Source organism: Yoonia litorea (assembly GCF_900114675.1).
GTDB lineage: Bacteria > Pseudomonadota > Alphaproteobacteria > Rhodobacterales > Rhodobacteraceae > Yoonia > Yoonia litorea.
In genome coordinates this window covers 218,454-232,984 of the sequence record NZ_FOZM01000002.1, presented here as the reverse complement: position 1 = coordinate 232,984, position 14,531 = coordinate 218,454, and the positions used below count along the sequence as shown (strand labels likewise).

13 protein-coding genes are annotated in these 14,531 nt (G+C 55.3%); 8 read left to right on the top strand and 5 right to left on the bottom strand.

Annotation, left to right across the window (positions count from 1 at the left end; all coding sequences use genetic code 11):
- Positions 1–117: 117 nt before the first annotated feature.
- The 6 genes from BM316_RS11330 to BM316_RS11305 all read left to right on the top strand — a co-directional run bounded on the left by BM316_RS11330 (position 118) and on the right by BM316_RS11305 (position 6,766).
- Positions 118–771, top strand: coding sequence for a hypothetical protein (locus BM316_RS11330; protein WP_090208457.1), 654 nt, complete (start codon positions 118–120; stop codon positions 769–771).
- 163 nt (positions 772–934) lie between these two features.
- A complete protein-coding gene (gene rimP, locus BM316_RS11325; protein WP_090208454.1) occupies positions 935–1,510 on the top strand; it encodes a ribosome maturation factor RimP in 576 nt (191 codons plus the stop codon).
- Positions 1,510–3,126, top strand: coding sequence for a transcription termination factor NusA (gene nusA, locus BM316_RS11320; protein WP_090208453.1), 1,617 nt, complete (start codon positions 1,510–1,512; stop codon positions 3,124–3,126). Before rimP ends, nusA begins: the two co-directional genes overlap by 1 nt.
- A gap of 26 nt (positions 3,127–3,152) precedes the next feature.
- Entirely contained in the window at positions 3,153–3,785 is a 633-nt protein-coding gene (locus BM316_RS11315) for an RNA-binding protein (protein WP_090208451.1), read from the top strand.
- Positions 3,782–6,274 carry a translation initiation factor IF-2 gene (infB, locus tag BM316_RS11310; protein ID WP_090208448.1) on the top strand — a complete coding sequence of 831 codons (2,493 nt, stop codon included), beginning with the start codon at positions 3,782–3,784 and terminating at the stop codon, positions 6,272–6,274. Before BM316_RS11315 ends, infB begins: the two co-directional genes overlap by 4 nt.
- Positions 6,275–6,400: 126 nt before the next feature.
- A complete protein-coding gene (locus BM316_RS11305) occupies positions 6,401–6,766 on the top strand; it encodes a SpoIIAA family protein (protein WP_090208445.1) in 366 nt (121 codons plus the stop codon).
- A 60-nt stretch (positions 6,767–6,826) separates the two neighbouring features.
- On the opposite strand, the gene BM316_RS11300 is transcribed toward BM316_RS11305, so the two are convergent.
- From BM316_RS11300 to BM316_RS11285, 4 genes are all read right to left on the bottom strand, one after another.
- Entirely contained in the window at positions 6,827–7,180 is a 354-nt protein-coding gene (locus tag BM316_RS11300; protein WP_090208444.1) for a DUF7282 domain-containing protein, read from the bottom strand.
- Positions 7,181–7,328: 148 nt separating this feature from the next.
- Complete coding sequence (mutT, locus tag BM316_RS11295; RefSeq protein WP_090208441.1) at positions 7,329–7,727, bottom strand: 8-oxo-dGTP diphosphatase MutT; 399 nt, start codon at positions 7,725–7,727, stop codon at positions 7,329–7,331.
- Positions 7,724–8,938 (bottom strand): bifunctional glutamate N-acetyltransferase/amino-acid acetyltransferase ArgJ, encoded by a 1,215-nt coding sequence (argJ, locus tag BM316_RS11290; RefSeq protein ID WP_090208440.1) that lies wholly within the window; start codon positions 8,936–8,938, stop codon positions 7,724–7,726. Before argJ ends, mutT begins: the two co-directional genes overlap by 4 nt.
- Position 8,939: 1 nt before the next feature.
- Complete coding sequence (locus BM316_RS11285; protein ID WP_090208437.1) at positions 8,940–9,785, bottom strand: peptidylprolyl isomerase; 846 nt, start codon at positions 9,783–9,785, stop codon at positions 8,940–8,942.
- Positions 9,786–9,982: 197 nt separating this feature from the next.
- Here BM316_RS11285 and secA point away from each other — a divergent pair, with 197 nt between their 5' ends.
- Both secA and BM316_RS11275 read left to right on the top strand, forming a co-directional pair.
- Positions 9,983–12,688, top strand: coding sequence for a preprotein translocase subunit SecA (gene secA, locus BM316_RS11280; RefSeq protein ID WP_090208435.1), 2,706 nt, complete (start codon positions 9,983–9,985; stop codon positions 12,686–12,688).
- A gap of 82 nt (positions 12,689–12,770) precedes the next feature.
- The gene (locus tag BM316_RS11275; RefSeq protein ID WP_131802577.1) at positions 12,771–13,766 is read left to right on the top strand and encodes a hypothetical protein; all 996 of its coding nucleotides are present in this window, start codon (positions 12,771–12,773) and stop codon (positions 13,764–13,766) included.
- On the opposite strand, the gene radC is transcribed toward BM316_RS11275, so the two are convergent.
- Complete coding sequence (radC, locus tag BM316_RS11270; RefSeq protein ID WP_090208431.1) at positions 13,763–14,518, bottom strand: RadC family protein; 756 nt, start codon at positions 14,516–14,518, stop codon at positions 13,763–13,765. The two genes, BM316_RS11275 and radC, sit on opposite strands and share 4 nt — an antisense overlap.
- Between the last annotated feature and the right edge of the window lie 13 nt (positions 14,519–14,531).

The window sequence follows — 14,531 nt, the reverse complement described above, 5'->3', positions numbered from 1 at the left end:
AACGAAGTATGAACGTGATGTTTTGCAGAGGTTCACAGCACATCGCCATATTCAACCCAATCAATGGCGGCGAATCTCATCGCTCCATCCACTTGTTTTGTTAGGAGTAACCACTCAATGACCTTTACTCGCAAACTCCTGCATATCGGTGCGACAGCACTTATGCTCTCGACTGTCGCGAGCGTGACGACATTCGTCTCTGCGGATGCGGCTTATGCCGAGCGCGGCAACAACGGCAACGGAAACGGCCGTGCGAACCGTGATAATCGCGGTCGCGACCAAGCAACCAATCGCGGTCAGCAACGCCAGCAGGCGCGCCAGCAGATCATGGCCGACGCCGGTGTAAGCAACTGGGGTGCAATCGCCTCTGAATTGGGCGAACTGAACAAGGCGAATGCCAACGCAAACGCCCGTTCGAATTCATCTGATCCAATTCATCAGGCGTTGGGCGCGTATTTTGAGAGTGGTGGTGTAAGCTACGCAGGTGTCATGGCATACATCGAAGCCTACGACGATTATCAGGAATATCTTGGTACTCTGATCGAAACAGATATCGTCGATCCCGAAAGCGGTGAAACAATTGATATTACTGCAGAGAACGTCGGCGAATATGCGGAGTCCTTCACTTTAGTCACCGGCATCAGCGATGAATTTGTTGATGCTTATGCGGCGTTCGCAGTATTGAACGATACGCGTGACGAGCCTCTGACACGTGGTGCCATTGACGCACTCAACTACATGCTCGGTATCGCAGAGCCATTGGACGACTAAAACACAAATCCTCAGGTGGGGCGCTTGCCCCTTGCAGATCCCGCCGCTGTTGCGTATATGACTTGCAACAGCGGCGGTTTGGTCTCCACCCCCAAACTTCCACCGGAATGACACACGGGCCGCGCGCCCGTTTTTTTGTGCCCGCAGACAGGGCTAGGAACTGATGAACGACTTGATAGCAAAAGCGGCGATTGATCGCCGGATCGCAGAGATCGTTACACCCGTTGTCGAAGACATGGGCTTCGAAGTCGTGCGTATTCGCTTGATGTCCGGCAAGGACACGATCCTTCAAATCATGGTTCAGCGGCCAGATGGCCAGATTGAAGTTGACGAATGTGGGCAGATTTCGACGGCGCTCTCGGCCGTTCTGGACGTCGAAGACCCGATTCTTGACGAGTATAATCTTGAGGTATCCAGCCCCGGAATCGACCGCCCTTTGACCCGATTGAAAGACTTTGACCAATGGGAAGGTTTTGAAGCCAAGATCGAGACCGAAGAGCTGATCGACGGCCGCCGCCGCTTCAAGGGTCAGTTGGCAGGAACAGAGGGTGATGAGGTTCTCATCACCATACAGGAAGGCACGATTGGCCTGAAATTCGACTGGCTTTCAGATGCAAAGTTGGTCCTGACAGATGAGTTGATCCGTGATGTGCTACGCGGACGCAAAGATGCGGGTCAGATCGACGAGACCCAATTCGACCAGATTGAAACGATCATTGACGGTGAGGAGAACACCTGATGGCATATACTTCTGCCAACCAGCTTGAGCTTTTGCAGACAGCAGAAGCCGTGGCGCGCGAAAAGAACATTGAGCCCGGCCTTGTTGTCGAAGCGATGGAAGAATCGCTCGCACGCGCAGCCAAGTCGCGTTACGGCGCTGAAATGGACATCCGTGTGTCTATTGATCGCAAGACTGGCAAAGCCACGTTTACCCGTGTTCGCACCGTGGTTGAGGATGAAGAGCTTGAGAATTATCAGGCTGAATTCACCGTCGAGCAGGCAAAGCAATACATGGAGAACCCTGAAGTCGGACAGCAGTTCGTCGAAGAAGTTCCACCAGTTGAGCTTGGCCGGATTGCCGCACAGTCAGCCAAGCAGGTTATCCTGCAAAAGGTCCGTGAAGCAGAGCGCGACAAGCAGTACGAAGAATTCAAGGATCGTGCAGGCACCATCATCAACGCCCTCGTCAAGCGCGAGGAATACGGCAACGTGATCGTCGATGTCGGCGCTGGCGAGGCCGTCCTGCGGCGGAACGAAAAGATCGGTCGTGAGGCGTATCGCCCGAACGACCGAATTCGTTGCTACATCAAAGAAGTGCGCCGTGAGCAGCGTGGCCCTCAGATCTTCCTGAGCCGCACCGCCCCTGAGTTCATGGCCGAGCTTTTCAAGATGGAAGTGCCTGAAATCTACGAAGGCATCATCGAAATCAAAGCTGTTGCCCGTGATCCCGGCAGCCGTGCGAAGATTGCTGTCATTTCATATGACGGCTCAATCGACCCAGTCGGCGCCTGTGTCGGTATGCGCGGGTCGCGTGTCCAAGCTGTTGTGAACGAATTGCAGGGCGAAAAGATTGATATCATTCCTTGGAATGAAGATATGCCGACGTTCCTTGTGAACGCACTTCAGCCTGCCGAGGTCTCCAAGGTGGTTCTGGACGAGGAAGCCGGCAAGATCGAAGTTGTTGTTCCTGATGAGCAGCTTTCACTTGCGATTGGCCGCCGTGGACAGAACGTCCGTCTGGCGTCGCAACTGACCGGCCTCGACATCGATATCCTGACTGAAGAGGAAGAGAGCAAGCGCCGTCAGGCCGAGTTCGAGCAGCGTACGAAACTGTTCATGGATACGCTCGACCTCGACGAATTCTTTGCCCAGCTTCTGGTTTCTGAAGGCTTCACCAGCCTTGAAGAAGTCGCCTACGTTGAGCTGGACGAATTGCTGGTCATCGAAGGTGTGGACGAAGACACCGCAAACGAATTGCAGGCCCGTGCCCGCGACTACCTTGAGGCCGAAGCCGCCAAAGCGATGGAAGCTGCAAGAGCGCTGGGCGTTGAGGACAGCCTTGCTGACTTCGAAGGTCTGACGCCGCAGATGCTGGAGGCATTGGGCAAGGACGGTGTGAAGACACTTGAGGACTTCGCAACATGTGCTGACTGGGAACTTGCCGGTGGTTGGACCACCGTCGATGGGGAGCGTGTCAAAGACGAGGGTGTGTTGGAATCCTTCGACGTATCTCTGGAAGAAGCTCAGGATATGATCATGACTGCGCGTGTCATGCTTGGTTGGGTCGATCCTGCGGATCTTGAATCTGAGGCTGACGCTGACGAAGCAGAACTTGCCGAGGAGGACGAGGCCTGATTTCAGGCCTCGTGGTAGGCACAGACATGGCGCGTGGTGGCCATAACAAAGATCGGGGCGATGCAGAACGCAAATGCATCGTCACCGGCGACGTGCAGCCCAAGGCAGGGCTGATCCGGTTTGTTGTGGGTCCGGAAAATCAGGTCGTGCCCGATGTGCTTGGTAAGCTCCCGGCGCGCGGAATGTATGTCACAGCAGATCGCAAGACCTTGGAGGAAGCGCGTAAGGGTCAATTCTCGCGCTCTGCCAAACAGCAGGTCACGGTTCCTGACGATCTGGTTGACGAAGTTGAACGCCAGCTTGCTCGCCGCGTTGTGGATCTGATCGCGCTGACACGCAAATCAGGTCGCGCCGTGTGCGGCTTTGAAAAGGTAAAAGGATGGCTTGCCGGTGGCGAGCGTGTCCGCGTTCTGGTGCAGGCCTCAGATGGGTCTGAACGGGGCAAAACAAAATTATGGACGCCTGAAGGTGCCCGCTATTTCGGTTGTTTAACGGCAGCCGAATTGGGTTTGGCATTCGGACGGCAAAGTGTGATACATGGCGCGCTCGGCACTGGTGGACTCAGCGATCGTGTTGTAGAGGAAGCCACAAAGCTACGCGGATTGCGCGAAGGCAACGGAGGCAATGCGGCCTCCGGGAAGGAAAAGAAAGCTAGATGAGCGATAACGACGGTAAAAAGAAACTCGGCCTTGGTGGTTCACGCCCTTCAAATGTGAAGCAGAGCTTCAGCCATGGGCGGACCAAGAACGTCGTGGTGGAGACGAAGCGCAAGCGTGTCGTGGTGCCCAAGCCAGGTGCGGCAAAGCCCGCTGCTGGTGCGGCTGGGAAATCAGCACCGGCTGGTGGTGATCCCTCGAAACGTCCTGCTGGAATTTCGGATGCCGAACTCGAACGTCGGATGAAGGCTTTGGCCATGGCCAAGGCGCGTGAAGCTGAAGAAGCAGCCAAGCGCGAAGCCGAAGAAAAAGCCCGCGCCGAAGAGCGCGAGGCACGGCGTGCAGAACAAGAGGCAAAAGAAGCTGAGGACCGAGAGCGCGAAGAGCGCGCCAAAGCCAAGGCTGAGGAAGAAGAGCGCAAGCGCCTTGAAGAAGAGCGTGCCAAAGCTGCGGCTGCTGCGCCGCCTCCTGCCGCTGCTGCGCCCGGTGAAACGGCTGTTTCGCGTCCGACCGCTGCACCACGCAAGCAGGAACGTGACAATGATCGCGACCGTGGCGGCAAGTCCAAGCCCGGCCGAAGCGGAGACGACAACCGTCGTTCCGGCAAGCTCACGCTGAACGATGCGCTGACGGGTCGTGAAGGTGGACGTCAACGCTCTATGGCGGCCATGAAGCGCAAGCAGGATCGCGCCCGTGCAAAAGCAATGGGGCAATCGGCCGAACGCGAAAAGGTGTACCGCGAAGTGTCTGTTCCTGAAGCGATCACCGTTTCAGAACTGGCGAACCGGATGACAGAACGGGTTGCTGACGTCGTCAAGGCTTTGATGACAAACGGCATCATGGCGACGCAAAACCAGACGATCGATCAGGATACTGCCGAACTGATCGTCGAAGAATTCGGCCATACTGTTGTGCGTGTTTCTGACGCTGACGTTGAGGACGTGATCCAGCAGGTCGAGGACAAGCCTGAAGAACTGAAACCACGTCCACCGATCATTACGATCATGGGACACGTTGACCACGGTAAGACCTCGCTTCTGGATGCGATCCGGAATGCCAAGGTTGTCGCGAGCGAAGCTGGCGGGATTACACAGCATATCGGTGCCTATCAGGTAAAGACCGATAGCGGTGCGGTGCTGTCATTCCTCGACACGCCCGGTCACGCAGCCTTTACGTCTATGCGGTCTCGTGGTGCGCAGGTCACTGATATCGTCGTCTTGGTGGTCGCAGCGGACGACGCTGTGATGCCGCAGACGATTGAGGCGATCAATCACGCCAAAGCCGCGAAGGTGCCAATGATTGTCGCGATCAACAAGATCGACAAGCCAGATGCAAATCCGGACAAAGTGCGTACTGATCTGCTTCAGCACGAGGTGATCGTCGAAAAGATGTCCGGCGATGTGCAGGATGTCGAAGTTTCCGCAATCACTGGCCAAGGGCTTGATGAACTGCTTGAGGCGATTGCATTGCAGGCCGAGATTCTGGAACTCAAGTCGAACCCTGATCGCGCCGCAGAGGGTGCCGTGATTGAAGCACAGCTTGACGTGGGTCGTGGACCTGTCGCGACCGTTCTGGTCCAGCATGGTACATTGCGCCAAGGGGATATCTTCGTCGTTGGCGAACAGCACGGTAAAGTGCGTGCGTTGATCAACGACAAAGGTGAGCGCGTGAAAGAGGCAGGTCCGTCCGTACCTGTCGAGGTGCTGGGTCTGAATGGCACACCGGAAGCAGGCGACGTTCTCAACGTTGTTGAAACCGATGCGCAGGCGCGTGAAATCGCTGAATACCGCGAGAAAGCCGCAAAAGAGAAGCGTGCTGCTGCTGGTGCCGCAACGACGCTTGAACAGCTTATGGCCAACGCAAAAGCCAATGAAAATGTCAGCGAATTGCCGATTGTGGTGAAAGCTGACGTGCAAGGGTCTGCTGAAGCCATCGTTCAGGCGATGGAAAAGATCGGCAACGACGAGGTCCGCGTCCGCGTGCTGCACTCCGGTGTTGGTGCTATCACCGAAACAGACGTTGGTTTGGCAGAAGCATCAGGTGCACCTGTCTTCGGCTTCAATGTTCGTGCGAATGCATCAGCGCGGAACACGGCAAACCAGAAGGGTGTCGAAATCCGTTATTATTCCGTCATTTACGATCTTGTCGATGACGTGAAGAAGGCGGCATCAGGCCTCTTGTCGGCTGAAATCCGTGAGAACTTCATCGGCTATGCAACAATCAAAGAGGTCTTCAAAGTCTCTAACGTTGGTAAAGTCGCAGGTTGTATCGTCACCGAAGGTGTTGCGCGTCGTTCCGCAGGCGTCCGTTTGCTGCGTGACAACGTCGTGATCCACGAAGGGACATTGAAAACGCTCAAACGCTTCAAGGATGAAGTGGCCGAGGTTCAGTCCGGTCAGGAATGCGGTATGGCGTTTGAAAACTATGACGATATTCGTCCAGATGATGTCATCGAAATCTTCGAGCGTGAAGAAGTCGAGCGCGCACTCTAAAATAGGTTTGGCAGGTATAGAAAAGGGCGGCTTCCGGGCCGCCTTTTTTGTTGTCCGATTGACTGACATCAACGCCAAATTCCGCGCGGCATGTGAGAATTGGGCGTAGGTAAAGGAGGAAAATCAATGTTCAAGATCACGAAAAAATCTGACGACCGCGTTGATATCGATCTCAGCGGTCAGCTGGACTCTGACATGATGGCAAAGGGACTGGATGAATTGATCACCCAATCTGAGGGCGTCACAAACGGTAAGATGCTTTACAGGATTACCAGTTTCGCCATGCCAAGTTTTGGCGCGATTGGCGTCGAAATGGCCCGACTCCCGAAGCTCTTCGGGCTTTTGGGCAAGTACGACCGATGTGCCGTTTTGACGGATGCTGGCTGGATCAGAACTGCAGCTGAGGTTGAAGGAGCGCTTATTCCGGGACTTTCGATCAAAGCCTTTGGTCTGGACGATCTTGAGGAAGCCGAGGCGTGGTTGGACAGTTAGGAACCAGCGCAAAAAAAAGAGCGGCCTGAAAAGGCCGCCCTTTCGGTAAATCACAACGGATTAGCTGTCTTCGGATACGTCCAGCTCAATCCAATTAGTTGCAATTGCCGGGTCGCCGATTTCACCTTCAAAGATGACTGCGGCCAGAGTCTCAGCTGAGTTCAGCTCCAGATTCACTGGTACGTCAGCATTTGCGCCGGCGTTCAGTTCTGCCATACCCAGCATCTCGCCGAATTCACCGGTGGAATAGTCGTAGATTGCGACAAAGCCAGCGGCGTCAGTGCGGATCAGGTCCAGCGTGATGCTGCCGTTATCTTCGACAGTTTCCTGCAGACCAAACCAGCCATCAGCGGCTGCGGTTGTACCGGTGCCCAGTGCGGCGACGACGGCGGCTGTTTTCATGAAGTTAAACATTGTCTAGCTCCTGTGTTTGTTCATTGCAGCACAGGCGTATCTGCGCTGCTTCCGGGGACTCAACAAGCGCCACGGATGATCGTTCCATTGGCAAAATCGGAGTTCCAAAAAACAGAGTAAGTTATTGAAAAATAATAATACGTTTCTGTTATAACCAATCCCTGAGGATGGGGATCAAGGGAATATCTGCCGGTGGCATCGGATAGTCCTTCAGTTCATTAGCGCGTACCCACTTAAGCGCCTGTCCCTCGCGGGATTGGGGTGTGCCCTCCCAGCGACGACACGCAAAGACTGGCATAAGCAAATGGAACGTCTCATAGGTGTGGCTGGCGAAGGTCAAAGGCGCGAGACAAGACGCCCATGTGTTGATCCCTAATTCCTCTTCAAGTTCGCGGATTAGCGCAACTTCGGGGGTTTCGCCGTCTTCGACCTTTCCACCAGGAAACTCCCACAAACCAGCCATGGATTTTCCTTCGGGACGCTGTCCCAGCAGGACGCGGCCGTCTGCATCGATAAGCGCGACCGCTGAGACAAGAACTGTTTTCATGAGCGGTAGTCGGCGTTGATGCTGATGTACCCATGGGTCAGGTCGCAGGTCCAAACGGTGCTTGATCCCGCGCCGATCCCCAAGTCGACACCGATTTCGAGTTCCGCATTTTTCATATAAGCGCTTGTAGCCTCTTCGGAGTAGTCGGGCGCGCGCCACCCATTCTGAGCGACGGTGATGTCACCGAACCGGATCGAGATGCGGTCGCGGTCTGCCACGGCACCAGACTTTCCGATGGCCATGACGACTCTGCCCCAGTTCGCATCTTCTCCGGCGACGGCAGTTTTCACCAAGGGAGAATTCGCAATAGAAAGCGCGACCCTTCTTGCATCCGCATCTGTCTGCGCTCCCTCGACGGAGACAGTCACGAATTTCGTCGCCCCTTCGCCGTCGCGGACGACCTGATGGGCGAGGTCCAACATGACAGAATGCACCGCTTCGGCGAAATCGGCGTTGCCTGTCACGTCAACGCCAGACTTACCTGTAGCGGCAACAATCAAGCTGTCAGACGTCGATGTATCGCTATCGACCGTGATGCAGTTGAACGTCTGGTCGTTCCTTTCAGACACGATTGCTTGGAGCGCTGATTGATCGATCTTCGCATCCGTAAAGATATAGACGAGCATCGTCGCCATATCTGGTGCGATCATCCCCGATCCTTTTGCGATGCCTGCGATCCTGACCTTTTCGCCACCCACCTCTATTTCGGTTGCCGATCCTTTCGGGAAGGTATCGGTCGTCATAATTGCCTTGGCCGCGTCAGCTAGCCCATCTGCGGATTGTCCTGCCTTGAGCTCGGCGATCTTCGCAACAATCCTGTCGTGCGGCAGAGGTTCACCAATAACACCTGTCGATGCAGTAAAGACACGGGTTTCCGGGACACCTGTTTCACTACTGACCGCTGATGTGACAGCCGCGACCGATGCAACACCGGCCCCGCCTGTGAACGCATTGGAGTTCCCTGAATTGACAAGGATTGCTGCCGGACCGGTGGGGTCGCCCCCTAATTTCGTCTGACAATCCAGGACAGGGGCAGAGCGTGTTGCAGAGCGCGTAAAGACTCCAGCAATTGCTGTGCCTGCGTCCAGCAATGCCAACATCACGTCGGTCCGGTTTTTGTACTTCACGCCTGCCTGCGCCGCTGCGAACGTGACACCATCAATGACAGGCAGATCAGGGAACGAAGCGGGCGCAAGCGGTGAAATCGTCATCTTACTGGTCCAGAAGTTCGAGGTTGTTGATCAGGTTTGGATCAAAGTCGCCTTCGGCCGGTAGCACAACAGTTGTTTCTGCTGCGAGTTCTTCCAGCTTGGCGCTGATGGCCTCTTCCTGCAGCTGGCCAGTGATTTCACGACGAAGATCCTCTAGCGTTGGCTGTGGCTGGACACGTTCCTCGTTTAGCTTGGCAACATGCCAGCCGAATTGCGTCTCGAATGGTTCGCTGACCTCTCCGACCTCGAGGTTCATGATCTGCTCTTCAAATGCAGGCACCATCGCGCCCATTCCAAACCAACCTAGATTTCCCCCGTTTGGACCTGTGGGTCCTGTCGAGACTTCCTGCGCAACAGCGGAGAACTCTTCGCCGGCATCAATGCGTGCCTTGGCGGCTGCGGCGTCTTCTTGCGTCTCAAGCAAGATGTGCGACGCGTTGAACTCAGGGATTTCTTCAGCGTTGGCAAACCGAGCTTCGTAGGCAGCTACGATGTCTTCTTCTGTCACCGCGCTTTGGGCAATCTCGGTAATGACGTCAGCCGCCATCAAGGCTCGGCGCTCATTGCGCAGCGTCAATTCGATGCGGGGCGCGACGTTGGCAAGCTCGTCAGCAAGAAGCTGTTGCTGGACAAGCTGATCGACCAATCCGTCAAAGAGAACTTCGTTGGGAAATTGTGCATACTGCGCAGGCAGTGCGGTGCGCGCGATGATGACTTCGCCAAGTGTGATTTCTGTATCGCCGACGGTTGCGACGACGGTATCTGCAGTGACATCCTGTGCCGACACGCTTGTTGCAAAGCCAGCCAGAAGGGCTGCTACACCCAAATAAGTCACATGTTTCCGCATTATACGATCCCTTGATTGGCCGCACAGGCGCGCGGCGTTGACAGTCCATAGGTGGCCCCTTACATCCCTTGAATGCCCCGAGGGGGTGCACGTGCAAGCGTAGCCTTTGGCCCTTTCTATGTGGCCCGCGACTGGCCTACAAGCGACCTCCTCTCAAATAGACGTCAGACAGGCGCGAGCGCGCCGCCGGAGAAAATATGCTGGGTTTCGGAACGATTGCCAAAAAGGTGTTTGGCACCGCGAACGACCGCAAGGTGAAGGCCGTGGGTTCGGTTGTGGCCAAGATCAATGCGCTTGAATCCGAGTTCGAGAAGCTGTCTGACGATGGCCTGAAAGACAAAACCGCAGAGCTCGCCGAAAGAGCAAAGTCAGGTGAGAGCCTCGACGATCTGCTTCCTGAAGCGTTTGCGAACTGCCGTGAAGCGGCGAAGCGGGCTTTGGGTTTGCGCGCTTTTGATACGCAGCTGATAGGCGGGATTTTCCTGCATCAAGGAAACATCGCCGAGATGAAAACCGGTGAAGGTAAAACCCTTGTTGCGACCTTCCCGGCCTATCTGAATGCGCTGACTGGCAAGGGCGTCCATATTGTCACGGTGAACGACTATCTTGCGCGCCGTGACGCAGAGTGGATGGGAAAGGTCTATGCAGCGCTCGGCATGACAACAGGCGTTGTGTATCCTCAACAGCCTGAAAACGAAAAGCAGGCGGCCTATGCGTGCGACGTCACCTACGCCACCAACAATGAGTTGGGCTTTGACTACTTGCGCGACAACATGAAGTCCGAGCTGAGCCAGATGTTCCAGCGCGACCACCATTTTGCGATTGTCGATGAGGTCGATAGTATTCTCATTGACGAAGCGCGGACGCCGCTGATTATTTCCGGTCCAGCGCAAGATCGGAGCGAACTCTACGTCGCAATCGACAAGATCATCCCTGAGGTGGCTGATGAGCACTACACCTTGGATGAAAAAACCCGTCAGGCCACATTCACAGACGAGGGCAACGATTTCCTTGAAGAACGCCTTTCCGCTGCCGGACTTCTGGAAGAAGGCCAGACACTTTACGATCCCGAAAGCGCCACGCTTGTGCATCACGTCAGTCAGGGTCTGAGGGCGCACAAGCTCTTCACACGTGACAAGGACTATATCGTCCGTGATGATGAAGTCGTCCTGATTGACGAATTTACCGGCCGCATGATGGTTGGCCGTCGTTTGTCAGATGGTCTGCATCAGGCGATCGAAGCGAAAGAAGGGTGTTCGATCAAACCTGAAAACGTGACCCTCGCGTCGGTGACTTTCCAGAACTACTTCCGGCTTTATGACAAGCTTGGGGGCATGACAGGGACCGCCGCCACGGAAGCTGAAGAATTCCGCGAAATCTATGGCCTCGGGGTTGTCGAAATCCCAACAAACCGTCCGGTGGCGCGTATCGACGAGGACGATCAGGTTTACCGGACCGCGCGCGAAAAGTTTGATGGCATTGTCCAGGAAATCAAAGCTGCGCATGCCAAGGGTCAACCGATCCTGGTTGGGACAACATCAATCGAAAAATCAGAAGAGCTTGCTGATTTGTTGCGGGCCGAGGGAATCACTTTCAACGTTCTCAATGCACGTCAGCATGAACAGGAAGCCCAGATTGTCGCTGATGCGGGTAAATTGAACGCAGTAACGATTGCGACAAACATGGCCGGCCGCGGAACTGACATCCAGCTTGGTGGGAACGTCGAGATGCGCGTGTTGGAGGCAATGGCCGCCGATCCGGAAGCTGACCCAGAGGCATTGCGCGCGAAAATCGAGGCAGAAGTCGCCGATGAAAAAGAAAAGGTGAAAGCAGCCGGTGGTTTGTTTGTCCTTGCGACAGAGCGCCATGAAAGCCGCCGGATCGACAACCAGTTGCGTGGCCGTTCCGGTCGTCAGGGTGACCCGGGCCGGTCAGCATTCTTTTTGTCGCTCGAAGACGACCTGATGCGGATTTTCGGCTCGGAGCGGCTTGAGAAAGTGCTAGCAGGTCTTGGGATGAAAGAGGGCGAAGCGATTGTGCACCCTTGGGTCAACAAGTCGCTTGAGCGCGCGCAAGCCAAGGTAGAAGGCCGAAACTTCGATATCCGTAAACAGCTGCTCAAATTTGACGACGTGATGAACGAGCAGCGGAAAGTGATCTTCAGTCAGCGTCGCGACATCATGGAGGCAAAAGACCTCTCCGAAGTGACAAAGGACATGCGCGATCAGGTAATAGATGATCTTGTCTACGCTCATATGCCGCCGAAAAGCTATGCAGATCAGTGGGATACCGAAGGATTGCAGAGCGAGGTGAAGGAACAGCTTGGCTTGGATCTGCCGGTTGCCGAATGGGCATCCGAAGAAGGTGTTGATGACGACGACATCCGCGAGCGGCTCGAGCAGGAAGCCGATAAGTTCATGGCCGAGAAGACTGAAGCTTTCGGCGATGAAACGATGCGTGGGGTCGAGAAGCAAATTCTGTTGCAGACAATTGACGCCAAATGGCGTGAACATCTGCTGACCCTTGAGCACCTGCGGTCTGTGGTGGGCTTCCGCGGATATGCGCAGCGTGATCCTTTGAATGAATACAAAACCGAAGGGTTTCAGCTCTTCGAAAGTATGCTTGATGGCCTGCGCACGGACGTGACCAAGAAGCTGTCGCAGATCCGCCCCATGAGTAAAGAAGAACAAGAACAGATGATCGCCCAGATCAGGCAACAACAAGAGGCTGCAGCGCGCGCATCAGCCGCTGCTGCGGCTGCTGCAACACCAGCACCAACCGAAGATGCAATCGAAGGGTTTGATGAGAACGATCCAACCACATGGGGCAATCCAGGTCGCAATGACCCTTGTCCGTGCGGGTCAGGAAAGAAATTCAAACACTGTCACGGCCGTCTCGCCTAGATCTCAAAAGAGACTCAAACGACGCTGGTCTACTTGCTTGGGTGAAATTGCACTATATTCCTGCTGAGGGATTATGGGTGTGATGTTTCAGAGTCGGTTTTTGCTGCTGGGTGTTCTTTTCGCTCTCGCCATTTTGGCGGTGTCACTCTTTACGCGTCCAGAAACGCGCGTTGCTCTGACAACATCGGTTCCACAGACTGCATCCACCACTGTCGTGGACGACGGCGCCATTCTTGCAGTTGGTGAAAATCACAGCCCCGTCTTCGGTCTACCTGACGCCCTTTTTCGCCCGGTCGATCACCGGAAGGCCACGCAAGCAGTGCCCGATGTGGACCGCATCTATGCCGAGTTTGATGTTCCGGTGATTGGCCAGCTGCAGGCATCCCCCGCATCATCGGTTTGTACCACACGATTGACCGCGAGCAGAGCGCCCGTGGCGATGGTGGACCTTACGGTCAGGTCGCCTTGTTTTCCTGACACCACGTTTCTTATCCGTCATGGGCCGGCAAGCTTCACTGTGTGGACCGGAGCTCAGGGTTTGGCCACGGTGACAGTTCCGGCACTTGCACAAAGATCGAGGTTTTCCGTCTACCGCCAGAACATTCAATACGACGAAGTCGAAATCTATGTCCCAGCGGCGCGCAACTATGACCGGATCGCCCTGAACTGGAATACACCCGAGCGTCTTGACCTTCATGCTTTCGAGGGGGCCGCTTTTATCGGCGGACCAGGACACATCTGGGTCGGCAGCAGCAACAGAGCAAGTGACGCTGCCAGCGGGGAGTCTGGATATACAGTTGCGCTGGGTGGAGAAGCGACCGAACCGCCAGCACAAATGGAGGTTTACACCTTCCCGGCTGGGCACCGCGCCTACGACCAATCGGTTTCGATCCGGATCGGTATACTTCTCGATCATGAAAACTGCGGGCGCGAGATTGACTTTACCGTCATTGAGGCCTTTGGAGGGAACTTTCCGATCGCGACTGAAGCCTCCCCGAAGATGCCGGCCTGTGATCAAGTCGGTCTGGTTGTGCTTCTGGCGGATGATGTGCCAACCCTGATTGCCGGGGCTGGCTAGAGCAGTCCTTCAGCACGAAAACTGATTTCACGCGAGCGACCGATGATAAGGTGATCATGGATTGTGATCGACAGGGCCGATGCGGCGCTGGCTATCTGTTGTGTCATCGCAATATCCGCGGCAGACGGTGTCGGGTCACCCGAAGGGTGGTTATGCACGAGTATGATCGACGTCGCATTGAGCTCTAGCGCGCGCTTGACGACCTCGCGCGGATAGACAGGAACATGGTCAACGGTTCCTTTTGCCTGTTCTTCGTCTGCAATCAGTACATTCTTCGTGTCGAGAAACAGAATGCGAAATTGTTCGGTTTCGCGGTGCGCCATTGTTGCGTGGCAATAGTCGAGCAGTGCGTCCCAGCTAGAAACCACATGCCTTTGCATCACCTTTGCGCGGGACAGTCGATGAGCTGCTGCTTCGATGATTTTCAGCTCAAGGATGACAGCATCACCGACACCATTAATCTTGCGCAGGCTGTCTTGGCTGGCGGACAAGACGCCGTTGAAATCGCCGAAGTGATCGATCAGACGGCGAGCGAGTGGTTTGACATCCTGCCGCCGGATCGCACGGAACAGCACGAGCTCCAATAGCTCATATTCAGGAACAGCTTGCGACCCACCTTCAAGAAAGCGTGCGCGCAGGCGTTTCCGGTGGTCCCTAATGTAAGACGGCAACCGCCCCGTTCCGAGCGGGACGGGTTCCAGAACCTCGTCCAAATCATCGAAGAGTGTGGGTGCCTCGGCAAACTGTCGCATGGATACAGTTTGC